We start from the raw sequence: 21,418 nt of genomic DNA on the forward strand, positions 1-21,418 counted from the left end.
GAAGTCGGACCTGTCGGCGTTTCCGGCCGAGCCACTAGGGTGCGGCCGTGCCGAAGACGACAGACCACCGCTCCCCGGGCCGCCGGGCGGCCTCCCTCGCCGTGCTGGGCGCCGGGCTGCTCCTGCTGGGGGCCTCCGTCGCGTGGCTGGTGGTGAGCGGGGCAACCGAGATCCGCTACACGGCCGACCACAACGGCACGGTTCCCGTGTGGCACCGCTGGGTCCCCGCCCTCGTCGGCCTGCTCCTGGTGCGGCTGGTGCCGCCCCGACTCGATGCGGTACCGGCGGCGATCGGGTCCGTGGGGGAGCGGGGGCCGCGGGTCCAGGCGGGCGTGCTGACGGCCGCGGCCGTGCTGTTCGCGGTGGCGCTGTACCTCCTGGGCGGCGGCGAGCCCGCGCACACCGTCCTCAAACTCGTGCTGCTGCTGGCCGTGCCGCTGGTGCTGTTCCGGCTGACGCGCCCCGCTCCCGAGGTGCCCCGGCCGGCGCGCGAACGGACCGGGGCGTGGCGCCGCTACGGGCCGCTGGTGCCGGTGGCCGCCTGGCTCGCCCTCACCTACACCGGGCCGCTGGCCGTGCCGCCCAGCGGCTACGCCGACCAGGTCGACGCCGTCACCCTGCTGGTCACCGTGGTCGTCGTGTTCGCGGTCAACAGCCTGCTCGAAGAGGTCTTCTACCGGCGCTGGCTGCAAACCCGGTGGGAGCGCCTGCTGGGCCCCTGGCCCGCCATCCTGCTGTCCTCGCTGCTCTGGGCCTCCTGGCACGTCGCCATCCAGGGCACCGGCCACCTGCCGACCGACCTGGCCTCGGCCTTCGCCAACCAGGGGGTGCAGGGGCTGTTCCTGGGCTACCTGTGGAGCCGGTACCGGATGATGTGGCCGCTGCTGGTCGTGCACGGCGCGGTGAACGCGGCCCCCGTCCTGCTGGGCATGCTCTGACATCCGGCCCCCGCCTCCGCGCGCCCGCGCGCGCAGCCGAGGGTGGAAGACTGATCACCCGCGTACCCCCGCACCCGCCACTCCCTCCCCACCCCTCCCACACCACCCCCTCACCCGCCACTCCCGCGTTCATCCGAAAGGGCGGCCATGCCCCTCCACGTCATCGTCGGTGCCGGACCGGTCGGCACCGCGCTCGCGCACCTGCTCGCCGACTCCGGTGAGGAGGTGCGGGTCCTCACCCGCTCCGGCGGCGGCCCCGAGCGGGCCGGGGTGACCCGGGTGCGGGCCGACGCCTCCGACGCGGCGGTGCTCACCGAGCACGCGCGCGGCGCCGCCGCCCTCTACAACTGCGCCAACCCCGGCCCCTACACCCGGTGGGCGCGGGACTGGCCGCCGCTGGCGGCGGCCCTGCTGCGCGCCGCCGAGGACACCGGCGCGGTGCTGGCCGTCGCCGGCAACCTCTACGGCTACGGCCCCGTCGACGGCCCGATGACCCCCGACCTGCCCCTGGCCGCCACCGACCGCAAGGGGCGGCTGCGCGCCCGGATGTGGCGGGAGGCCCTGGCCCGCCACGAGGCGGGCGCGGTGCGGGCCACCGAGGTCCGCGCCTCCGACTACGTCGGCGCCGTGGCGCCGATGAACAGCCTCCCCCTGCTCTTCGCCGCCCCGGCGGTGCGCGGCCGCCCGGCCGTCGTGCTCGGCGACCCCGACGTGCCGCACACCGTCACCTACGTCCCCGACGTCGCCCGCACGCTCGCCGCCGCCGCGTCGGACGAGCGCGCCTGGGGCCGGGCCTGGCACGTCCCCTCGCCGCCGGCGCGGACCCTGCGCCAGACGGCCGCCGACCTGGCACACGAGGCAGGGGCGCGGCCCCCGCGCGTGGTGCGGGTCCCGCGCCCGCTGGTCCGGCTCGCCTTCCCCGTGGCCCCGCTCCTGCGCGAGGTCGGCGACCTGCTGTACCAGTGGGACCGCCCCTACGTGCTGGACGCCGCCGAGACCACCGAGGTGCTCGGAATCGAGGCGACGCCGTGGGATGAGGTCGTGCGCGCGACCGTCCGCGCGCTCGGCGCCGGCACCGGCGCCACCGCCGGAAAGACGACCCGGCCGGCGTGAGGGCGGGCGCGCCGGCCGGGCCGGTGATCGTTTCTCTCGATCGGACAACGGGCCGTGCCCAGTGTCGTAACCGTTGTCCCCTTCCGGCGGCCGCGCGTAATACGGTTCGTCCAGCCTTGCGCCCGACGACACGGGGACGGTGCTCGGCGTTTCACTGTCACGAGCAGAACTGGACGCGACCATGGCATCCACCGGTAAGGCGGGCCCCGCACGAGGGGTGTTCCGCCGCAAACCGATCGACCACATCGAGGAAGCGGGCGGCGGCGGGCTCCAGCGCTCCCTGGGCCTGTGGCAGTTGACCGCGATCGGCGTCGGCGCCATCATCGGCGCCGGCGTGTTCTCCCTGGCCGGGGAGGTCGCCAACGGCACGGCCGGCCCCGGTGTCCTCTTCTCCTTCCTTGTCGCGGGCATCGCGAGCGCGGCGGCCGCGTTCTCCTACGCGGAGTTCGCCGGCCTCATCCCGCGCGCCGGGTCGGCCTACACCTACGGCTACGCCGTGCTCGGCGAGATCGTGGGCTGGTTCATCGGCTGGGACCTGCTGCTGGAGTACATCGCGATCGTGGCGGTGGTCGCCATCGGCATCTCCGGCTACTTCAACTTCTTCCTGTCGTCCATCGGCATGGAACTGCCGCTGTGGATGATGGGCGCGCCCGGCACCGAGCCCGAGGGCGTCCCCGACGGCTCCTATCGCATCAACCTGTTCGCGGTGCTGCTGTGCCTGTTCATCGCGTTCCTGCTGACGCGCGGCGTGAAGAACGCGGCGCGCTTCGAGACGTTCTTCGTCGGCCTCAAGGTCGCCATCGTCCTGGTGATCATCTTCGTCGGCGTGTTCTACGTCGACACCGCCAACTACTCGCCGTTCCTGCCCTACGGCGCCGGCGGGGTGATGGCCGGGGCCGCGGTGGTGTTCTTCGCGGTCTTCGGCTACGACGCGATGAGCACCGCCGCCGAGGAGTCCAAGGACGCCCAGCGCCACATGCCCAAGGCGATCATCCTGTCGCTGGTCATCTCGATGGTGCTCTACGTGCTGGCCTGCCTGGTGCTGACCGGCATGCAGTCCTACACCGACATCGACCCCACGGCCGGGTTCGCCGTGGCGTTCGAGGCCAACGGCCTGGGCTGGCTGGCCAACCTCATCGCCATCGGCGCGGTGATCTCGATCCTGACCGTGATGTTCACGTTCATGCTCGGCGCGACGCGGGTGTGGTGGGCGATGAGCCGCGACGGCCTGCTGCCCAAGTGGTTCGCCAAGACCGACCCCAAGCACCACGTCCCCGTCCGCGTGACCTGGATCGCCGGCGTGGTCTCGGCCGTGCTGGCGGGCCTGCTGCCGATCGGCGAGGCGGCCGCGCTCACCAACATCGGCATCCTGTCGGCGTTCGTGGTGGTGTGCATCGCCGTGATCGTGCTCCGCTACCGCCGCCCGGACCTGCCCCGCACGTTCAAGACGCCGGGCATGCCCGTGGTGCCGCTGGTCGGCGTGGTGTTCTCCATCTGGCTGATCTCCTTCCTCGACGTGCAGACCTGGCTGCGGTTCCTGCTGTGGCTGTTCATCGGGCTGGTGATCTACTTCGCCTACTCCTACCGCAAGTCCAACCTCAACACCGCTCCGCCGCCGGCCGACGCCGCCGCGGACCGGTAGCCGCCGGGCGCGGCACGCGCGGGAGGGCCGGGGCGCGCGGCGCCCCGGCCCTCCCGTGTACCCCCAGCCCTCCCTCACCGGCCGACCGACGGGCGCGGCGGTGGACCCTCCCACCGTGGGAGGGTCCACCATGGGGGGCGTGCACGACGACCTCCTCACCATCGGGCGCTTCGCCCGCCTGTGCCGGCTCAGCGTCAAGCAGTTGCGCCACTACGACGACCTGGGGCTGCTGGCCCCGGTCCGGGTGGACCCCGACACCGGCTACCGCTACTACGCACCGGACCAGGCCCGCGACGCCCTGACCATCGCCCTCCTGCGCGACGTGGACCTCCCGCTGGCCGTGATCGCCCAGGCGCTGGCCGCCGACCCCGGGCCCCGGACGCGGATCCTGCGCGCGCAGCGCGACCGGCTGGCCGAGCGGATCACCCGGGACCAAGCCCGCCTGGCCGTGCTGGAGCGGCTGGCTGAGGACGGCCTGCCCGCCTACGAGGTGGCGGCGGGCACGGAGCCGGACCGGCGGCTGGTGGCGGTGCGGGCGCGGTGCGCCCCCGCCGGGATCGGCGCGGCGTTCGGGACGTGCGCGGGCCGGTTGGCGGCGGCGCTCGGCGGCACCGGCGGCACCGATAGCGCCGGGGAGCACCCGCTGTGGGCGCTGTACCCGCTCGACCTGGCCGACCCGATGGAGATCGCCGTCGGGGTGTGCGCGCCCCCGGGCCAGGCGCCGCCCGGCCTGGAGTCCGTCGACCTGCCCGGCGGACCCGTGCTCCACACCACCCACGTGGGGTCCTACGCCGAACTCCCCCTGGCCTACAACGCCCTCTTCGCCGCCGTCCACGAGCGGGGGCTGACCCCGCGCCCGCCCGTGTGCGAGGCCCACCCCGCCGGGCCAAGAGAGGCGGAGCCGGGAAGGCCGGGAGAACCGGCGGTCCGGCTGGTCCTCGGCGTCGAGGAGGCGACGGTATGACCACCACGGTGGCGATCGAGCCCCGGGGCATGGCCCACTGCGAGACGACCGCGCTGGGGGTGCTGCTGCGCCACCAGGGGATCGACCTGTCCGAGCCCATGCTGTTCGGCCTCGGCTCGGGACTGTCCTTCCTGTACTGGGACACCCGCGCCATGGACGTCCCGTTCCTCGCCGGCCGGGTCAAGCCCTTCGTGCTCACCGCGAACCTGGCCGACCGGCTCGGGCTGCGCCTGGACGTCCGCGAGACCGCCTCGCCGCGCCGGGCGTGGGACAACGTGGCGGCCGCGCTCGACGCCGGCCGGCCCGTCGGGCTCCAACTCGACAGCTACCACCTGGACTACTTCACGACCCGGGTGCACTTCGGCGGCCACGTGGTGGCCATGTACGGCTACGACGACACCCGCGCCTTCCTCGTGGACACCGACCAGCAGGGCGGCGCGGTCACCACCGGCCTGGCGAGCCTGGCCGCCGCGCGGGCCGCGCGCGGACCGATGACCGCCCGGCACCGGTCCTTCACCATCACCGCCCCGCCCGAGGCGCCCGACCCGCGCGAGCGGATCGTCCCCGCGATCACCGCGTGCGCCCGCGCCTTCCTCGACCCGCCCATCGCCAACATCGGCCACCGCGGCATCGAGAAGGCCGCCCGGCTGGTGCCCGGCTGGCTGCGGCGCGCCGCCGACCCGCGGCGGGACCTGCCCCAGGCGGCCCTGCTGATGGAGCGGGCCGGCACCGGCGGCGCCCTGTTCCGCAACCTCTACCGCGACTTCCTCGGCGAGTGCGCCGGGCTGCTGGACGACCCCCGCCTGCGCGCCGGCCACGAGCTGTACACCGAGGCGGCGGAGGCATGGAGCCGGGTCGCGGCCCTGGTCGCCGAGGCCGGCGAGACGGGTGAGCAGGGCGCCCTCGACCGGGCGGGCGCCCTGCTGAGCGGCATCGCGCGCACCGAGCGCGCGGCCATGGCGGAACTGGCCGGCCTGGCAGCCGGCGGCGCCCCGCCGGCGGCCCCGCGCCCCTGAAGCGGGGGCGGGGCCGCCGCCCGCCGGGGCAGGGGCGGGGTTGGGACAGGTGCGGCGGGAGCGGCGCGGCCGGCCCGGCCCGCCGCCGGCCTGGCCGCTAGCTGCGGCCGAGCATCTCGGCGGTGAGCACGGTGCCGCCCAGGCTCCACCCGCCGTCGGCGACCTCCTCCAGGACCACCAGCGTGGTCGGCCGGGCGCGCTCCCCGTACACGCCGACGAACGCCTCGGTGACGGCGTCCTGGAGCCGCTTCTTGGACTCGGGGGTGAGCGTGTCGGCGGGCACCTTGATGTTGGCGAACGGCATGGTGGGTCCTTCCTGTCGTGGCGAGGTGATCGGCGGCGGTCAGCGGGCGTGCGGGTCTGCGGCGTTGAGCGCGGCGACGACCTGGTCGTAGTCGCCGCGCGCCTCGCCGTGGCGGAGGAACCTCACCCGCTCGACGAGGATCTCGCGGGCGTCGGGGTCGGCCTCCAGCAGCTCCATGACCTCGTCGGCGAACGCGTCGAGCGGCATGGCGAAGTCCGAGGTCTCCTGGCCGGGCAGCAGTTGCGTGCGGACCGACGGCGGGACCAGTTCGACCACCTGAACCCCGGTGTCGGCGAGCTGGAGGCGCAGGGACTCGCTGAGCATGTGGATGGCGGCCTTGGTGGCGTTGTAGGAAGGCGTGACGCGCAGCGGGGCGTGCGCCAGGCCCGAGGAGACCGTGACGATCGCGGCGCGGGGCCGCGCCGCCAGGTGCTCCACCAGCGCGGCGATGAGCCGGATCGGGCCGAGCAGGTTGGTGGTGACGACCTCCTCGGCGTCGGCCAGGAAGCCGGCCGTGCGCCAGTCCTCCACGCGCATGATCCCGGCCATGGCGACGAGCACGTTGAGGTCGGGGTGGCGGTCCAGGACCTCCCGCACGGCGGCGGTGATCGACTCCGGGTCGGCGGTGTCCACCCGCACGGTGTCCAGACCGTGCTCGGCGGCCAGCTTCTCCAGCAGCTCGGTGCGCCGCCCCCCGATGACCACCGTGTTGCCTTTGGCCTGGAGGCGCAGGGCCAGCGCCAGGCCGATGCCCGAGGTGGCGCCCGGGATGAAGACGGTGTTTCCGGTGATGTCCATGCCCCCACCCTGCGCGCCCCGGCCCGGCGGCGGGAGAGACCCGCCGATCGTAGGACCGCCGGTCCCTGGCTGGGCCGGGGCGGGTGGGCCACCATGGGAGGCGTGAACCGCGCCGCACTCGCCGACTTCCTGCGCCGCCGCCGCGAGGGGCTGCGCCCCTCCGACGTGGGCCTGGTGCCCGGACCGCGCCGCCGCACCCCCGGGCTGCGGCGCGAGGAGGTCGCCGGGCTGACCGGGATGTCCACCGACTACTACGTGCGGCTGGAGCAGCAGCGCGGCCCCCAGCCCTCCGAGCAGATGCTGGCGGCGCTGGCCCGCACCCTGCGGCTGACCGCCGACGAGCGCGACTACCTGTACCGGCTGGCGGGCCACAACGTGCCCCGGCGCACGCCCGACGACACCCACGTCGCCCCGGCCCTGCTGCGGGTCCTGGACCGGCTGGAGGACAGCCCGGCGCTGATCCTGTCCTCGCTGAGCGAGGTGCTGGTGGCCAACCGGCTGGCGACCGCCGTCTTCGGCGACCGGTCGCACCTCACCGGCTGGGCGCGCAGCGACGTCTACCGCTGGTTCACCGACCCCGCCTCCCGCGCGGTGTACCCGCCCGAGGACCACGCCCGGCAGGCCCGCAGCATGGTCGCCGGCCTGCGCGCCGCCTACGGCGCCCAGGGCGAGCACTCGCGCGCGGCCGAACTGGTCCGGGTGCTGCGGGCGAAGTCGCCGGAGTTCCGCCGCGTCTGGGACCGCCACGAGGTCGGGGTGCGCTTCGAGGACCACAAGACCCTGGTGCACCCCGAGGTCGGCCGGATCGACGTGGACTGCCAGGCGCTGTTCACCGAGGACCAGTCCCAGGCCCTGCTCGTCCTGACCCCCGCACCCGGCAGCGCGGCCGAGGACAGGATCCGCCTGCTGGCGGTGCTGGGCGGCGCGGACTTCGCGGCCGGGCGCTGACCGCGCCGGCGGCGCCAACCGGGCGCGGACCGGCCCCCGCCGGGCGCGGCGGCCCGCCGGCGCCGGCCTACCCCCGGTCCTCCCGCCGCCCCTCGCGGCGCCGCGCCCGGCGGCCGGGGCGCCGCCCGGCCTCGTAGCGGTCGGCGAGGTGGCGCTGGAGCGCCTCGTGCCGGAACCGGTAGTGCGCGCCGAACTGGCGCAGCACCTCCCACCGGCGCGCGTCGGCGAGGAACGCGGTGAGCCGCAGCGGCAGCCGGCCGCCCGCCGCCAGCCACAGCCGGACGGGCACATAGGGCGTCCACGCGGTGAACATCATGGCCGCCGCCACACCGCCCGGCACCAGCGCGGTCGCCGCCGCCCACGCCCCCAGGGCGAGGTCCCCGCCGAAGGCCACCGCCGCCCCCGCGCCCGCCGCGAACCCCACCGCCACGCCGAACATGGCCATCAGCGCCAGGCTCGCGGTGCGGTCCCGCGCCAGCGTGCCCGCCGGGGTGGCCGCGCGGACGGTGGCGACCTTGCGCTCCACCGCCGGCCGGCTCAGCGCCACCCCCGCCACCAGGCCGATCACCAGCCCGGCGGTGCACGCGACCACGACGGCGAGCAGCAGCCCCAGCACGGCGGTGGCCGCGCGCGGCACCGCGACCGCGAACGGGTGCCACCAGCCGGCCGCCGCCCCGGCCCCCAGCAGCGCTGCCCCGGCGGCCAGCGCCGCCGCGACCACGAGCGCCCCGGTGCCCAGCCAGCGCGCGATCGTCGGCGGGTCCAGCCGGGTCCGGAAGCCGCCGACCGAGCGGTCGGCGGAGCGCGCGCCGCGCACGCCGGCGTAGGCGAGGTCGAACGCGGCGCCGAACAGCAGCCCCAGGCACGGGCCGGCCACCAGGCCCAGGCCGCGCTCCGCCAGCGCGGCGAGCAGCGGAGCCGCCGCCGCGCCCGCCGCCGCCCCCAGCACCGCCTCCGGCAGGACGGGCGCGGTCAGGCCGCGCAACTCCCACCACGCCACGGTGTGGCGCCCGGTGCGCCGGGTGCCCGACGCCAGGAACCCCAGCCAGCGGAGCGGCGCGTCACCCCGGTGGCGGGGCCGGTCGCGTTCGTGGCGCTCCCGGTCCGCCGAGCGCAGCCCGTCGTCGTAGACCCCGGCGAGGAACGCGCCCAGCAGGTAGGACTCCGGGTCGGGCGCGTCCAGGAGCGGCCCGGGCCCCCGGTCGGCGGCCCCGTGCACGGTCCGGGCCAGGGCCGCCATCAGCGGGGTCGCCAGCGCGCGGGCCAGCGGCCCGCGCGGCGCCGCGCGCAGTTGCCGCCGGACCTGCGCCCAGCCCTCGGCGTGGCGCGGCGGGGAGCCCGCGCTGACGTAGTCGACCACCGCGTCGGTGTCGGTCAGCGGCCGCAGGCCCACCACCAGGGCCGGACCGAAGTCCAGCCCCTGGCCGCGCAGCCAGGCGGCCGCGTCGTCGAACTCGGCGGGGCGGCTGGTCAGCACGAAGGGGCGGCCCAGGCTGGCCAGCGCCTCGGCGGCCAGGTGCCGGGGGCCCATCTCGTCCAGGCCGTCCAGCACGGGCAGGAGCGCGCCGTGGTCGAAGAGCAGGCCCGCGACCGACTTGGCCCGGCCGTCCTCCTCGTCCACGACGACGGCGTCGAACCCGGTGTGGTCCTGGGCGACGCGGTCGACCAGCCACCCGCGCAGGTCCTGGGCGGCGGGGTCCCACAGCGCCGCCGGGGCGTAGACCGGCACCGGCGCGGGGCCGCCCCAGTCGGTGACCGCGTCGATCATGTCGAGGGTCAGCCGCAGCGCCAGCACGGTCTTGCCCGAGCCCCCCGCGCCGGTCACGATCAGCCGCCGCTCCTCGGGCGGCAGCCGCGTGAAGGCGGCGAGCACGTCGGCGGTCGTGCCCGTCTGCGGCGGGTCGCCGCCCGGTGCCTCCGCCGCCGGACCGGCGGCGGCCCACTCCACCTCCAGCAGCGGGAACCGCACGCGTGTGCGCCACTCGCGCGCCCACTCGTCGCGGACCCGCCGGGCGAGGTCGGCCTTGAGCCCGGCCAGGTGCCGGCGGCCCAGCCGCCGGGAGGGGCGCCGCCGGGACCACATGACCACGGCCGCCACCACGCCCACCGCCACGGCCGCCAGGAACGCCAGGACCCCCACCAGCGACTGAACGGCGGCCGAGGAGCCCAGGTGGACCACGATCACGGCGGTCAGCCCGGTTCCGGCGGCCAGCAGGACCGCCAGCAGCACCGCGAGCCAGCGCACCGGGGGCGCCAGTGTCAGGTGGAAGTGCTGGTCGCGCCCTGCCGTGTAGGCGTCGCGGCCCGCCGAGACGTACTGCGGCGGGGGGACGGGATCGCTCACGGGCGCCGGTCCGGTCCGGAGCCGAAGTGCTGGTCACCCCCCGCGGTGTAGGCGTCGCGGCCGGCCCGGACCTGCTGCACGGTGCCGGCCTCGCCGCCCGAGACCACCTGCCCGCCCTCCCCGCCCGGCGCGGCCCCGGCCAGGCCCGCCCGCAGTTCCTCCAGCAGCGCCGCCAGCGCGGCGCGGGTGTCGGGGTCGTCGTCGGGCAGCCGGCGCAGCAGGGTCTCCCACACGGCCTCCTGCCGGACCTCCTCCCGCTCCCGGTCGGCGCCCTCGGCCGCCTCCAGCGCCGCCGCCGACCGCTCCAGCTCCGCCTGAGCCGCCTGCTCCTCGCGCTCCCCGCCGCGCCGGAACAGGGCGGGGACCTTGCGCACCAGCTCCGCGAGCCCGCCCACCAGGGTCTGGACGATCGCCCGGGCCAACTCGACTTCCACGGTGTTCATGGGATCGGACACGACCACTCCTCCACGGGGCAGCGCTGACGGGCCGCTCCAACGTAGCGGGTGGGGCCCGGCGCCGGAACCCGCCGCGTACGGGCGGTTCCGGGGCGGCGGAGGGGGCCGGGCACCGGGGCGCGGGCGCCCGCCGGCCTCAGTGGCGCGGGACGTCGATGCCGGCCGAGCGCAGCCGCGCCTCGATCAGCGCGTTCAACCGGACGACCGCCGGCGCCTGCTCGGTCCCGTGGGCGTTGACCATCTCGTACCGGGAGCCGGTGTCGGTGCGCCGGCCGAACCCGTCGGGCGGTGCCAGCAGCGCGCGGTCGGCCAGCAGCCGGTCGGCCAGCGCGGCCGCCAGCCCCTCCAGCCGGGGATCGTCGGCGTCCCAGGAGCCGGCCTCCCAGCCGAGCTTGGTCAACTCGACGTACTCGGGGTCGGCCAGCCGCCGCTCCAGCCGGTCCACCAGGCTGTCGAACAGATCGGGCACCAGCACGCGGGCCAGCACCAGGCCCTCGCGCTGGGTCTCCACGTAGTCGGCTCGGAAGCCGAGTTCGGCGACCCGGTCCAGCAGCGCGCACGCTTGCTCGGGCAGCAGGCCCCGGTCGCCGTGGGCCAGCCGGTCGAGGGCGTCGCGGCGCGCGGTCAACTCGTCGATGCGCTCGGTGAGCCTGCGGTGGACGTCGCCGACGGCTTCGGCGAACCGCTCGGCGTCGGCGTCGAGCAGGTCGCCGATCTCGGCCAGCGGCACGCCGGCCTCGGCCAGGGTCCGCACCCGGACCAGCCGGAGCAGGTCGTCCGACCGGTAGCGCCGGTAGCCCGAGGTATCCCGCTCGGGCTCGGCCACCAGCCCCAGCCGGTGGTAGTGCCGCACGGTCTTGACCGTCACCCCGGCGAACGCCGCCGCCTGCCCGATCGTGACACCGCCGGTGGTCATCGCGCACCTCTCCGCTCAGCGGGCGCTTGGGGCGCCCGCGCGCTTCAGTGTGCACCCCGCCCGCGCGGCGGGATCACCCCGGGTGCGCCCGGCCCCCGGGGCGGGAGCCGGGCGCACCCTCTCAGGCGGGCGGGCGGCCGGCCCCCAGGTCGGCGCCCCGGGTCTCCCGGACCGCCGAGACGGCGGCCAGCGACACCGCGCAGAGCACCATGATGTAAGCGCCGACGGAGTAGGCGCTGCCGGTGGCCTGCACCAGCGACTCGGCGATCATGGGGGCGAACGCCCCGCCCAGGATGGCGCCCAGGGCGTAGCCGATCGCCGCGCCCGAGTACCGCACCTCCGGCGGGAACATCTCGGCGTACAGCGCCGACATCGGGCCGTAGGACAGGCCCAGCCCCACGCTCAGCACCAGCACCGCCGCGGTGAAGAGCCGTATGTCGCGGGTCTCCATCAGCGCGAACAGCGGAAGCATCCACACCAGCACCGCCGCGTAGCCGATCTGGAAGGTGCGGACGCGGCCGATCCGGTCGGCCAGCACCCCGCCGTAGAGGGTGAAGACCAGCCAGCCCAGCGCCCCCGCCACCGTGGCGAGCAGGACGGCACTCCGGGGCAGCCCCAGCGGGCCGGTGCCGTAGCCGATGAAGTAGGCGATGAGCAGGTAGCCCGCCGCGTTGTTGGCCATGAACACCAGCGCCGCGAGCACGACCTCGCGGGTACCGGTGCGGAACAGGTCGCGCAGCGGCGCCGAGGAGGTCCGGGTGCGCCGCCGCAGCTCCTCGAACACCGGGCTCTCCTCCACCGACCGCCGCACCAGGTAGCCCACCACGATCAGCGTCACCGACAGCAGGAACGGCACCCGCCACCCCCACGCCGCGAACTGCGCCGGGGTGGTGGCCGCGCTCGTCGCCCACAGCACCCCGGTGGCCAGGACCAGCCCCACGGGCACGCCGATCTGGGGGAAGGCGCCGAACAGGCCGCGCCTGCCGCGCGGCGCGTGCTCCACGGCGAGGAGGGCGGCCCCGCCCCACTCCCCGCCCGCGGAGAACCCCTGGAGGACGCGCAGCAGCACCAGGGCGACGGGCGCGGCCACCCCGATCTGGCCGTAGGTCGGCAGCAGGCCGATCAGCGTGGTCGCCGCCCCCATCAGCAGCAGGGTCAGCACGAGCATGCGCTTGCGGCCCAGCCGGTCGCCGAACCGGCCCGCCAGGACCGCGCCCAGCGGGCGGAACAGGAAGCTGATGCCGATCGTGGCCAGCGAGGCGATGGTCGCCAGGCCCGGCGCGCGCTCGTTCAGCGGGGCCAGGAAGTGCGGCGCGAACACCAGCCCCGCGGCCTGCGCGTAGATGAAGAAGTCGTACCACTCGATCGTGGTTCCGGCGAGCGTGCCGGCCAGGACCCTGCGGTCCTCGCGCGACACGGCGGCGACGTGCGGCGGTTCGTCGGTCACGGTGGTCTCCGTCGTGCTTTGGGGGCGGGCGGCGCTGGGGCGCCGCCGGGACGCACCCGTCAGCGTGCCCCCGCCGGCGCCGCCGGAAGCCCGCCGCGCGCACGGACTACCCTTGGGGCAGCGGACGCCCGGGGCCGACGCGGGCCGGGCGGCACGCGCGGGCGCGTGGGCGCGGGTCCGGACAGGAGGCCGCCATGGCGCACGACATCTCCTTCTCCTCCGTCGAGGAGGCCACCGCCTACCTGGGCGCCGTACTGGACCGCCCGGTCGTCAGCCACGACAGCGCCGTCGCCGACGGCGCGGTGCTCACCCAGCGGGCGCACCACTTCCCCGACGGCGGCTTCACCAACGTCTACGACATCGCCTGGAGCCGCGACCTGGTCTCCGCGGGCATCCGGGTGCACGAGCAGCCGGCCCACGTCTCCCACACCGACCGCAGGGCGGTGGCCACCACCAGCGGCTCGTTCTTCGCACTGGCCGACCGCACCCCCGTGCTGCCCCGCCACACCAGCCTCAACCTGGTCGTCCGCGACGGGCGGGCGCTGAGCCTGCCGGTGGCGGACCGGGAGGCGGTGGTGTGCCGCGGCGGCGACCTCTCGGTGGAGCACGTGCCGGCCGCCGGGCTGCTGGAGGTCAACGGCACCGTCCTGCCGTGGCGGGGCAGCCGGCGCGGCGGCGCGGGCGCGGGGCGCGGCGGCGGCGTTGACACCGGTGCGGGCACCGGGGCCGGGGCCGAGGTCTACGGCAACGGCAACATCTCCATCGAGGTCGACAACGCCCGCAACCGCTCCCGCGCGGTCCGCGAGTCCTCCAAGCACACCCCGCCGACCGGCGACCCCGACGTGGTCGACGTCGGCTTCGACGCCGCGGAGGGCGGGGTCTTCCGCTCCTCCGCCGCCCGCGCCGGCGGCGGGCTGCCCCTGTTCCCCCACGACGTGGTCATCCGGTGCCCCCGCGCGCTGGTGCGCGGTACCGGCGACACCCTGCGGGTCCTCCAGGTCGGGCCGTGGCCGGCCGGCCGCCTGCCCGACCACGCGGTCTCGGCCGGCCCCTCGCTGCACCACCCCGACCTCGCCGGCCACCCCATCAACGCCGACCCCTCCCTGGGGGACAACCCGCCCTTCGCGGAGGTCCGGGCGGCGCGCATGCTCCTCCACGGGGGCGCGGACGGCCGGATCCACGTCACCCTGTTCGACGCCCGCCCCGGCTCCGCGGACCTGGTGGGCGCCACCCCCGAGGAGGCCCGCGCCTACGTCGCGGCCAGGTTCGGGTTCACCTGGGGCTGCTTCCTCGACGGCGGCAGCACCGCCAGGATCTGGACCCGCCAGGACACCGCCGTGCGCGACTACGGCAACCGCCACTACCTGCGCTGGCCCACGGGCACTCAGACCGACTACGTCTGGGAGCCCGCCAAGGGCCGGCCGATGGCCAACCACCTGCTGCTCATGCCCCGATACCTGGACATCGGCCGCGGCCGCCCGGGACCGGCCCGCACCCGGCGGGCCGGCGCCGGCCCCGACACCCCCCACGGGATCGAGCAGGCGCTGAAGGCGCGCTTCCCCGTGGCCGCACCCCCCGCGGCCCGGGGCGCCGGCGCCCCACCGCCGCAGCAGCGCGCCGGCCGCGGGGCCGCCCGGCGGGGGTAGGCCGGGCGGCGCGTAGGCCGCCGCCGGCGGCCCCCAGCGGGCACCTCCAAAAACCCGCACCTCGGACGTGTTGACCTTGACACGGTGGCAAGGCGTTGACTGCGTGTCGAGGAGGTGGTCCCGATGACCATGGCGAGCAAGGACACCGACGTGCGAGGCGCGCTGCGGGGACTGGCGGACGGCCGCTCGTCCGTGCGGCTGCGGGCGGCCCTGGCGGTGGGCACCGCGCCCGACCCCCGCTACGTCGCCACCCTGGTCGAGCGCTGCGCGGTCGAGCCCGAGTTCTTCGTCCGCGACATGCTGACCTGGGCGCTGACCCGCCACCCGGTCGCGGAGACGCTGCCCCCGCTGCTCGGCGAACTCCGCTCGCGGCGGGCGCGGGCGCGCAGCCAGGCGCTGCACACGCTGTCCAAGATCGGCGACCGGCAGGCGTGGCCGGCGATCACCCGGGCGCTGCTGACCGACCCCGACGACGACGTGGCGCGCAGCGCCTGGCGGGCGGCGGTGGTGCTCGTGCCCGACGGCGAGCACGCCGGACTGGCCGCCGTGCTGGCCACCCAGTTCGGGCGCGGCGGGCGGGAGACGCAGCTCAGCCTGAGCCGGGCGCTGGTCGCGCTGGAGGAGGACGCCGTGGTGCCGGTGCTGGCGTCCGCCGCGGCCCACGCCGACCCCGGCGTGCGCGCCCACGCGCTGGCCACCGAGCGGCTGCTGCGCGACCCCGACGCCGCGTTCGAGTCGGCGGTCGAGGAGGCCAAGCGCGTGGCGACCCTCGGCGTCCCGGACCAGAAGGCGCAGGAGGAGGGATAGGACGTGCTGATCGGCGAGGTCGCGCGGCGCTCGGGGGTCAGCGCCCGGATGCTGCGGCACTACGAGGCGCTGGGCCTGGTGCGGCCCTCGGCCCGCACGGGCTCGGGCTACCGGGAGTACTCCGGCGAGGACATCCGGCGGATCTTCCACATCGAGAGCCTGCGGTCGCTGGGCCTGTCGCTGCGGGAGATCGGGCGCGCCCTCGACGACCCGGCCTTCGCGCCGGCCGCGCTCGTGGACGACCTCATCCACCAGACCCGCGAGCGGATCGCGGCCGAGACCGACCTGCTCACCCGGCTGCGCCGCATCGGCGCCGCCCAGCCCGCCGACTGGACCGACGTCCTCCAGGTCGTGGCCCGCCTCCAGGCGCTGCGGTCGACCAGCCCCGGCACCCGCCAGCGCGCGGCCCTCGCCGCGGCCGAGGAGGTCCCGGTGGAGGCGCTGGTCGAGGCGGTCCTCAGCGAGGCCGACCCCAACGTCGCCGGCGCCCTGCGGTGGGCGCTGGCGCGGTCGGGCGAGGGCGCCGCGGCGGCGCTGGCGGCTGGCCTGGACTCCCCGGCGGCGGCGGTGCGCGAACGGGCCGTGCGGTCCCTGGCCGAGATGTCCGGTGACCAGGCCGCGGCCCACCTGCGCGCCGCCCTGGAGAGCCCCGACGCCGCGGTGCGGGGGCAGGCCGCCCTGGCGCTGGGCGCGCGCGGGGAGGCGGCGGCGGTGCCCGTGCTCGTCGCCATGGTGGTGGAGGGCAGGAACGACACCGACGCGGCCGACGCCCTCAGCGCGCTGGCGAGCGACCCCGAGTCGGCCGACCGGATCGCCGCGCAGGTCGTGGGCCGCATCCGCGCCGGCGCCGCCCAAGCGCCCGCGCGGCTGCGGCTGACCCAGGCGCTGGCGGACATCCCGGGGGCCAGGGCCTCCGCCGCGCTCGCCGAGCTGGCGAAGGACGCCGACCGCGCCGTCGCGCTGACCGCCGCCTACCTGCGCCGGCTGCGCGAGACCCGCTGAGGCCGGGCGCGTCGGCCGGCTACGGGGTGATGTCCCAGGTGCGGCAGGCGCGGGTGTAGAGGTCGGTGAAGTGGGGGTCGGGGATGGTGCTGCGGCGGTAGCGGTGGCCGTAGGTCTGGGCGTAGGCGGTGAAGTAGGCGGGGTCGTGGTGGAGGAAGAGGATGTCGTGGAAGGCCATGTGGCGCAGGGCCAGGAGGGGGACGGGGGACTGGGAGACGGGGAAGTCGGGGTTGCGGGCGGCGGTCTCGGGGCAGGTCGGGTGGAACTGTCCGAGCATGAGGCGGCGGCGGACGAGGGAGGGTTTGATGAGGGGGTGGGCGTCGTCCAGGACGGTGGTGCGGTGGGGTGGGAGGCCGTCGATGACGGTGACCAGGGCGTGGAGGGTCTTGTTGGGGTGGTTCCACCGGGCGGTGGCGAAGGTGTGGACCATGTCCTCCACGAGCGCGCTGATGTGGGCGGGGGCGGCGTCGGGCGGCAGGCGGCGGTGCTGGATGTGGAGGGTGCGGCCGCGCATGGCGGGTTCGACGAAGGGGCAGACGGCTCCTTTTCTGCCGATGTCGGGGTGGGGTGTGGTGAGAAAGGATTTCATCCAGTCCAGGGCGGTGGTGATCTGGTCGGCGGGGGCGGTCGCCGGACAGTCGAATTCAGGGCTGCGGTCCGCCTGGCGCGGTACCGGCGGGATTTCCTCGGGTGGGGAAAAGGTGTTTTCGGACCGGTCTTCCCCCTGGAAGGCGCACGGTTTTTCCCCATGCTGGACCATATGCGGTTCCCCCCGTAGTGGTGGAGTGACATCCGCCGCGTGTGGGGCGCGACGGTATATCAGTACACACATAAGATTCGCATAATCACTGAGGTCAGTTTACCCATTTGCGGGCGGGTGCCGGTATTCATTGGTCGAATTCCCCGAAATCAGGCCACCCGGTTTCGTATTTCTGCGCATTCGCCCGGCGCCGGCCGGACACCGCGCCGGACCCCGCCGCCCAGCCCGGCGCTCCGGTCGGGCGGCGGCGGACGGGCGCGGGAGAGCGGGAGCGGCGGACGGGGGCGGGGCAGGGGAGCGGCGCGGGCGGCCTCAGCCCACCGGGCGGCGGCCGCTGACCACGCCGTGCGGCGTCCACCCCGCGCCGGCGGTGCGGCGCACGTCGGTGAACCCGGCCTCGCGCAGCCAGCCCTCGCACTGCTCCCACCGGTAGAGGGTGGAGTCGCGGAAGGGCAGGGTCGTGAAGTAGACGTTGTCCAGCGCCGCGTAGAGCGGACCGGAGCGGTCGTCGTCGGCGAAGGCGTTGAAGACCAGCACCAGCCCGCCGGGCGGCAGCGCCCGGTGCGCCGCGCGCAGCAGCGCCGCGTTCTGCTCGGGCGACCAGATCACCAGTTGGTGGGCGAACAGCACGCAGTCGTGCCCGTCGGGGTAGGCGCCCGAGAAGATGTCGGCCGCGCACGTGTCGATCCGGTCGGCCAGCCCGGCCCGGCCGATGGTCCGCCGGGCGGCCTCCAGGGCGCCCTCGCGGTCCATGACGGTGATCCGCAGGTCCGGGTGCGCCCGGGCGAGGGCCACCGCGTTGACCGCGTCGCCGCCGCCCACGTCCAGCAGCCGGCGCACCCCCGACAGGTCGGTGCGCTCGACCAGCACGGGGTTGGACAGCCGCGACCAGGAGTGCATGCACCGGTAGAACAGGTCCTCCAGGCCCGGCACCCCGGCCAGCCGCGAGTACAGGTCGGCGGTGGTGCCGGGGAAGCGGCGGATGCCGGCGTTGGTGCCGGTGCGCAGGGACTCCGCGTAGTCGGCGGCCGGCAGGTAGGCGATGCGGTCCTGGAACTCCACGATGTCGCGCAGCACCGGCCACAGGCCCGCGCCGAAGGCGGCGGCCACCGGCGGGCCGTTGCGGTAGCCGTCCTCGCCCAGCGCCGTCAGCCCCAGCGCGGTGGTGCCCAGCAGGAGGATGTCGCCGGAGCGCTCCGGCAGGCCCAGGCGCTCGCATACGCGCGCCGCCGGCAGCGGCCCCTCGGCGTCGAGCAGTTCGAACAGGCCGAGTTGGCAGCCGGCGTTGAGCTGCTGGAACGCCGCGTGGCCGAAGAGCACCGGCACCAGCCGGCCGAGGTCGGCGGAGGTGGTGTGCTGTGTGGGCGCCATCGGTGGGGTGCCTCCTTGGCCTGAGGGAGCGGTCGCGGCCGGTGCGCCGGCCCGACCGGTGGGGGCGGTACCGCCTACATCGTTTCCGCGGCGCCCGCGGCGCCAACCCCGCCGCACCGACCCGGCGCCGCCGGCCCGGTGCGCAACGGGGCAAGCCGGGGCGCTCGGCGCATCCGGCGCCCGGTATCGCCCCGGCCGCGTAAGGCCCTTCGGTCGGGCGCAAACCAGCCGCCGCACCGGGCGCGGTGGCGGCGGCCCTTGGTTCACGCCGGCGGGCGGACAAACGCGGACAAACGAATCTACTTCGTAAAGACGGCGGCGGCACGGCCTCACGGCGGCGGGGCATGGCGGGCCGCTATCGCGGCGGCGCGTGTGTGCAGGGCCGTCCGCAGCCACGGCGGGGCCAGGACCTCCGCGTCGGCGGCGACCTGCCACACGGCCCATTCGGCGTGCCGGGCGTCCTGGAAGGCCACCTCAAGCCGCAGTCGGCCGTCCGCCTCGGTCTCCTCGGCGCGCACGGCCAGAGCGGTGGCCGTCAACTCCGCCCGCCGCCGGGGGTCCACCCGCACCCGCACGGTCACCTGGGCGCCGCCGGTGCGGAACCGGGTGCCGCGCTGCCGCCACACCCGGTCCAGGTCCACCCGGTCGGGCCGCTGCGCGGGTTCGGCGAGGGCCTCGGCGGCCAGGATGCGGGACAGCCGGTAGGTGCGGTCCTCGCCGGACCGCGTGGCCAGCAGGTAGCCCTGGCCGCCCGCCGTCACCAGGCCGATCGGGTCCACCGTGCGCCACCGGGGGGACCGGTCGGGCGCCGCGTAGCGGATGCGCAGCCGGCGGCCGGCGAACACCGCGCCCCGGACCTCGGCCACCACGGCCTCGGGCACCTCCTCGGCGGTGAGCCGGCGCGCGAGGAGGTCGGTCTCGGGGTCGACGAGCAGCCGCCGGGCCGCCTCGGCGGCAGTGGCCCGGTCGGCTTCGGGCAGCGCGTCGACCACCTTGCGCATGGCCGAGGCCAGCGCCGAGCCCAATCCGAACGCCTGCGCGCCGCGCCGGGACCCGGCGACCAGCAGGGCGAGCGCCTCGTCGTGGTTGAGCCCGGTCAGCTCCGTCTGGAACCCGGGCAGCAGTGCGAAGCCGCCGTGGCGGCCGCGTTCGGAGTAGACCGGGACACCGGCCGCCGACAGCGCCTCGATGTCGCGCAGCACGGTGCGGGTGGAGACCTCCAGTTCGCGCGCGAGCGCGGCGGCGGACAGCCGGCCGTGGCGGCGCAGCAGCAGGACCAGTGAGACCAACCGGTCGGCGCGCATGTGCGCAACCCTAACGGAATACACGACACGAGATGTCGTGATTCGTTGGCAGGCTCTCCACCACGGCGTCGGCGGCGCGGCATCCGCGCCGCCGGCGTCCCTGTACTCGGTGATCCGAACGGAGCTGATATGGCGATGGAACGCACGGCGGTCAACCCGTGGCCGTGGTCGGTGGAGATGGGCTACAACCAGGGTGAGCTGGTGTCCGGGGGCACCCGGACCCTGTACTGCTCCGGCCAGGCCGCGATGAACGGCGCCGGCGAGCCCCTGCACCCCGGCGACATGGCGGCGCAGGTGGAGGCGAGCCTGGCCAACCTGGAGGCGGTGCTGGGCGAGGCCGGCATGTCCCTGGGCGACCTGGTCCGGCTGAACGTCTACACCACCGACGTCGACCTGCTCTTCCAGCACTACGGGGTGCTGGCGGCGCGGCTGGGGGCGGCCAAGGCGGCGCCGGCCACCACGATGCTGGGGGTGTCGCGGCTGGCGCTGCCCACCCTGATGGTGGAGTTGGAGGGTACCGCCGTGGCCTGAGGCGCACCGCGCCGCACGCACCGCCCGCCGCCCGCGCCGACCCCCTCGGCGCGGGCTGCGCCCGGGCCGCTCCCGGAGGCGGCCGGGCCGGCGGGCGCGCCGCGGCCCCCCCGGGGCGGCCCCGCGGGGGGGGGGGCGGGGGGGCCCGCGGGGAGGGGGCCGCGCGGACCTCCTCCACCCAGGCGGTCTCCACCAGGGCGGTGTAGTTGTTCACCAGCGGCAGGTCGGCCGGGGTCGCGTACTCGCTGCGCACCACCACGGTCTCGTGGTACAGCGGCGCCGCCGTCTCGGGGTCGAACATCAGGCGGCGCTGGAGCACCTCGCCCTCGGCGGACTCCCGGTCCTCGGTCAGGAAGAGGAGCCCCTCGCGGCCTTCGCGGTCGGTGGCCGTGCCGGCGAAGCGCACGTCGTCGCGGTCGGCCAGCGCCCGCAGGATGCCCGCCTGGACCTCCGGCTCGACCGGCATCTCGGTGTAGAGGGTCTGGATCCCGGCGAAGAGCTGGGCGCTGCTGCCGCTGTCCACGCCGTGCACGGTGGACAGGCGGGCGGCCAGCTCGTCGGGGTCGGTGGGCAGGGTGTCGGGCTTCCAGGTGAGAAACATGCCGTTGCCGCCCTCGCCGTCGCCCCACTCCTCCTCGGTGGGGCCCTCGCTGAAGAGCTGGGTGAGGGGGTCGGGGTCGCCGGAGAGGTGCTCGGGCGGCTGGGGCTGCTCAACCGCGTAGCCGGAGTCCTCCAGGGAGCGCCAGACCCGGCGGTCCACGGGCAGCACGCCCCAGCCGGCCTCGTCGGTGTCGGCGTTCTGCGAGGCGGTCAAAGTCCACTCCGAGGTGTGCACGTAGGCCACGTCCGCGCCCGCGCCGCGCGCGGCCGGGCGGTCCTCGGCCGTCTCGGCCAGCGCCAGCAGTTCGTCCCGGGCGTCGTGGAGTTCGGCGGGGGCCACCGCCAGCGGCGGGGGCGGGGGGCCGGCGTAGGCGGGCGGCGCGGCGTTGACGGCCACCACGCCGGCGGCGGCCACGACCGCGGCGGCGCCGGCGGCGGCCGCCAGCAGCCACCGGCCGCGGCGGGCGGGCCGGTGGGCGCGCGGCGGCGCGGTCTCGGCGGCGGCCAGGGCG

The 21,418-nt window shown here is 76.2% G+C and carries 19 protein-coding genes and 1 pseudogene; 10 read left to right on the plus strand and 10 right to left on the minus strand.

What is annotated here, in order from left to right; genetic code table 11:
* The first annotated feature begins 47 nt into the window (after positions 1 to 47).
* The 5 genes from LG943_RS15465 to LG943_RS15485 all read left to right on the plus strand — a co-directional run bounded on the left by LG943_RS15465 (position 48) and on the right by LG943_RS15485 (position 5,673).
* Positions 48 to 938 (plus strand): CPBP family intramembrane glutamic endopeptidase, encoded by an 891-nt coding sequence (locus tag LG943_RS15465; RefSeq protein WP_270072989.1) that lies wholly within the window; start codon positions 48 to 50, stop codon positions 936 to 938.
* Positions 939 to 1,085: 147 nt separating this feature from the next.
* Complete coding sequence (locus LG943_RS15470) at positions 1,086 to 2,051, plus strand: NAD-dependent epimerase/dehydratase family protein (RefSeq protein WP_270072990.1); 966 nt, start codon at positions 1,086 to 1,088, stop codon at positions 2,049 to 2,051.
* Between the two features lie 181 nt (positions 2,052 to 2,232).
* Complete coding sequence (locus tag LG943_RS15475; protein WP_270072991.1) at positions 2,233 to 3,693, plus strand: amino acid permease; 1,461 nt, start codon at positions 2,233 to 2,235, stop codon at positions 3,691 to 3,693.
* Between the two features lie 139 nt (positions 3,694 to 3,832).
* Positions 3,833 to 4,657, plus strand: a complete 825-nt coding sequence (locus tag LG943_RS15480; RefSeq protein ID WP_270072992.1) for a MerR family transcriptional regulator — start codon at positions 3,833 to 3,835, stop codon at positions 4,655 to 4,657.
* Positions 4,654 to 5,673: a BtrH N-terminal domain-containing protein gene (locus LG943_RS15485; protein WP_270072993.1), complete on the plus strand. Its 1,020-nt coding sequence runs from the start codon at positions 4,654 to 4,656 to the stop codon at positions 5,671 to 5,673. Before LG943_RS15480 ends, LG943_RS15485 begins: the two co-directional genes overlap by 4 nt.
* A 97-nt stretch (positions 5,674 to 5,770) precedes the next feature.
* Here LG943_RS15485 and LG943_RS15490 read toward each other — a convergent pair whose 3' ends face one another.
* Together LG943_RS15490 and LG943_RS15495 are read right to left on the minus strand one after the other, a co-directional pair.
* Positions 5,771 to 5,977: a tautomerase family protein gene (locus LG943_RS15490; RefSeq protein ID WP_270072994.1), complete on the minus strand. Its 207-nt coding sequence runs from the start codon at positions 5,975 to 5,977 to the stop codon at positions 5,771 to 5,773.
* Positions 5,978 to 6,016: 39 nt separating this feature from the next.
* A complete protein-coding gene (locus tag LG943_RS15495; protein WP_270072995.1) occupies positions 6,017 to 6,775 on the minus strand; it encodes an SDR family oxidoreductase in 759 nt (252 codons plus the stop codon).
* Positions 6,776 to 6,877: 102 nt separating this feature from the next.
* Here LG943_RS15495 and LG943_RS15500 point away from each other — a divergent pair, with 102 nt between their 5' ends.
* Complete coding sequence (locus tag LG943_RS15500) at positions 6,878 to 7,723, plus strand: helix-turn-helix transcriptional regulator (RefSeq protein WP_270072996.1); 846 nt, start codon at positions 6,878 to 6,880, stop codon at positions 7,721 to 7,723.
* A 67-nt stretch (positions 7,724 to 7,790) separates the two neighbouring features.
* On the opposite strand, the gene LG943_RS15505 is transcribed toward LG943_RS15500, so the two are convergent.
* The 4 genes from LG943_RS15505 to LG943_RS15520 all read right to left on the minus strand — a co-directional run bounded on the left by LG943_RS15505 (position 7,791) and on the right by LG943_RS15520 (position 12,885).
* Entirely contained in the window at positions 7,791 to 10,067 is a 2,277-nt protein-coding gene (locus LG943_RS15505) for an NACHT domain-containing protein (protein WP_270072997.1), read from the minus strand.
* Positions 10,064 to 10,522, minus strand: coding sequence for a hypothetical protein (locus LG943_RS15510; protein ID WP_270072998.1), 459 nt, complete (start codon positions 10,520 to 10,522; stop codon positions 10,064 to 10,066). The genes LG943_RS15505 and LG943_RS15510 overlap by 4 nt, the downstream gene beginning before the upstream one ends.
* A gap of 136 nt (positions 10,523 to 10,658) precedes the next feature.
* Positions 10,659 to 11,438 (minus strand): MerR family transcriptional regulator, encoded by a 780-nt coding sequence (locus LG943_RS15515; protein ID WP_270072999.1) that lies wholly within the window; start codon positions 11,436 to 11,438, stop codon positions 10,659 to 10,661.
* 121 nt (positions 11,439 to 11,559) lie between these two features.
* The gene (locus tag LG943_RS15520) at positions 11,560 to 12,885 is read right to left on the minus strand and encodes an MFS transporter (RefSeq protein WP_270073000.1); all 1,326 of its coding nucleotides are present in this window, start codon (positions 12,883 to 12,885) and stop codon (positions 11,560 to 11,562) included.
* Between the two features lie 194 nt (positions 12,886 to 13,079).
* Here LG943_RS15520 and LG943_RS15525 point away from each other — a divergent pair, with 194 nt between their 5' ends.
* From LG943_RS15525 to LG943_RS15535, 3 genes are all read left to right on the plus strand, one after another.
* On the plus strand, positions 13,080 to 14,531 hold the full coding sequence (locus LG943_RS15525; RefSeq protein ID WP_270073001.1) for a hypothetical protein: 1,452 nt from the start codon (positions 13,080 to 13,082) through the stop codon (positions 14,529 to 14,531).
* A gap of 123 nt (positions 14,532 to 14,654) precedes the next feature.
* Positions 14,655 to 15,338: a HEAT repeat domain-containing protein gene (locus LG943_RS15530; RefSeq protein WP_270073002.1), complete on the plus strand. Its 684-nt coding sequence runs from the start codon at positions 14,655 to 14,657 to the stop codon at positions 15,336 to 15,338.
* 3 nt (positions 15,339 to 15,341) lie between these two features.
* Complete coding sequence (locus LG943_RS15535; RefSeq protein ID WP_270073003.1) at positions 15,342 to 16,340, plus strand: MerR family transcriptional regulator; 999 nt, start codon at positions 15,342 to 15,344, stop codon at positions 16,338 to 16,340.
* A gap of 19 nt (positions 16,341 to 16,359) precedes the next feature.
* Here LG943_RS15535 and LG943_RS15540 read toward each other — a convergent pair whose 3' ends face one another.
* From LG943_RS15540 to LG943_RS15550, 3 genes are all read right to left on the minus strand, one after another.
* Positions 16,360 to 17,172 carry a DUF6875 domain-containing protein gene (locus LG943_RS15540; RefSeq protein WP_333486374.1) on the minus strand — a complete coding sequence of 271 codons (813 nt, stop codon included), beginning with the start codon at positions 17,170 to 17,172 and terminating at the stop codon, positions 16,360 to 16,362.
* A gap of 240 nt (positions 17,173 to 17,412) precedes the next feature.
* Positions 17,413 to 18,471, minus strand: coding sequence for a methyltransferase (locus tag LG943_RS15545; RefSeq protein WP_270073005.1), 1,059 nt, complete (start codon positions 18,469 to 18,471; stop codon positions 17,413 to 17,415).
* A gap of 329 nt (positions 18,472 to 18,800) precedes the next feature.
* Positions 18,801 to 19,775, minus strand: a complete 975-nt coding sequence (locus LG943_RS15550) for a helix-turn-helix transcriptional regulator (protein ID WP_270073006.1) — start codon at positions 19,773 to 19,775, stop codon at positions 18,801 to 18,803.
* 135 nt (positions 19,776 to 19,910) lie between these two features.
* Here LG943_RS15550 and LG943_RS15555 point away from each other — a divergent pair, with 135 nt between their 5' ends.
* Positions 19,911 to 20,306, plus strand: a complete 396-nt coding sequence (locus tag LG943_RS15555; protein ID WP_270073013.1) for a RidA family protein — start codon at positions 19,911 to 19,913, stop codon at positions 20,304 to 20,306.
* 328 nt (positions 20,307 to 20,634) lie between these two features.
* Here the strand turns inward: LG943_RS15555 and LG943_RS15560 are convergent.
* Positions 20,635 to 21,414, minus strand: a pseudogene (locus tag LG943_RS15560) (CU044_5270 family protein); the annotation flags it as partial.
* Positions 21,415 to 21,418 lie beyond the last annotated feature (4 nt).

It is taken from the genome of Streptomonospora mangrovi, from assembly GCF_027604915.1.
Taxonomy (GTDB): Bacteria; Actinomycetota; Actinomycetes; order Streptosporangiales; family Streptosporangiaceae; genus Streptomonospora; species Streptomonospora mangrovi.

Coding starts and splice junctions, on each gene's coding strand:
- LG943_RS15470 (WP_270072990.1), top strand. CDS start 1,086: ATGCCCCTCCACGTCATCGTCGGTGCCGGACCGGTCGGCACCGCGCTC.
- LG943_RS15475 (WP_270072991.1), top strand. CDS start 2,233: ATGGCATCCACCGGTAAGGCGGGCCCCGCACGAGGGGTGTTCCGCCGC.
- LG943_RS15485 (WP_270072993.1), top strand. CDS start 4,654: ATGACCACCACGGTGGCGATCGAGCCCCGGGGCATGGCCCACTGCGAG.
- LG943_RS15490 (WP_270072994.1), bottom strand. CDS start 5,977: ATGCCGTTCGCCAACATCAAGGTGCCCGCCGACACGCTCACCCCCGAG.
- LG943_RS15495 (WP_270072995.1), bottom strand. CDS start 6,775: ATGGACATCACCGGAAACACCGTCTTCATCCCGGGCGCCACCTCGGGC.
- LG943_RS15515 (WP_270072999.1), bottom strand. CDS start 11,438: ATGACCACCGGCGGTGTCACGATCGGGCAGGCGGCGGCGTTCGCCGGG.
- LG943_RS15525 (WP_270073001.1), top strand. CDS start 13,080: ATGGCGCACGACATCTCCTTCTCCTCCGTCGAGGAGGCCACCGCCTAC.
- LG943_RS15530 (WP_270073002.1), top strand. CDS start 14,655: ATGACCATGGCGAGCAAGGACACCGACGTGCGAGGCGCGCTGCGGGGA.
- LG943_RS15540 (WP_333486374.1), bottom strand. CDS start 17,172: ATGTGTGTACTGATATACCGTCGCGCCCCACACGCGGCGGATGTCACT.
- LG943_RS15545 (WP_270073005.1), bottom strand. CDS start 18,471: ATGGCGCCCACACAGCACACCACCTCCGCCGACCTCGGCCGGCTGGTG.
- LG943_RS15550 (WP_270073006.1), bottom strand. CDS start 19,775: ATGCGCGCCGACCGGTTGGTCTCACTGGTCCTGCTGCTGCGCCGCCAC.
- LG943_RS15555 (WP_270073013.1), top strand. CDS start 19,911: ATGGAACGCACGGCGGTCAACCCGTGGCCGTGGTCGGTGGAGATGGGC.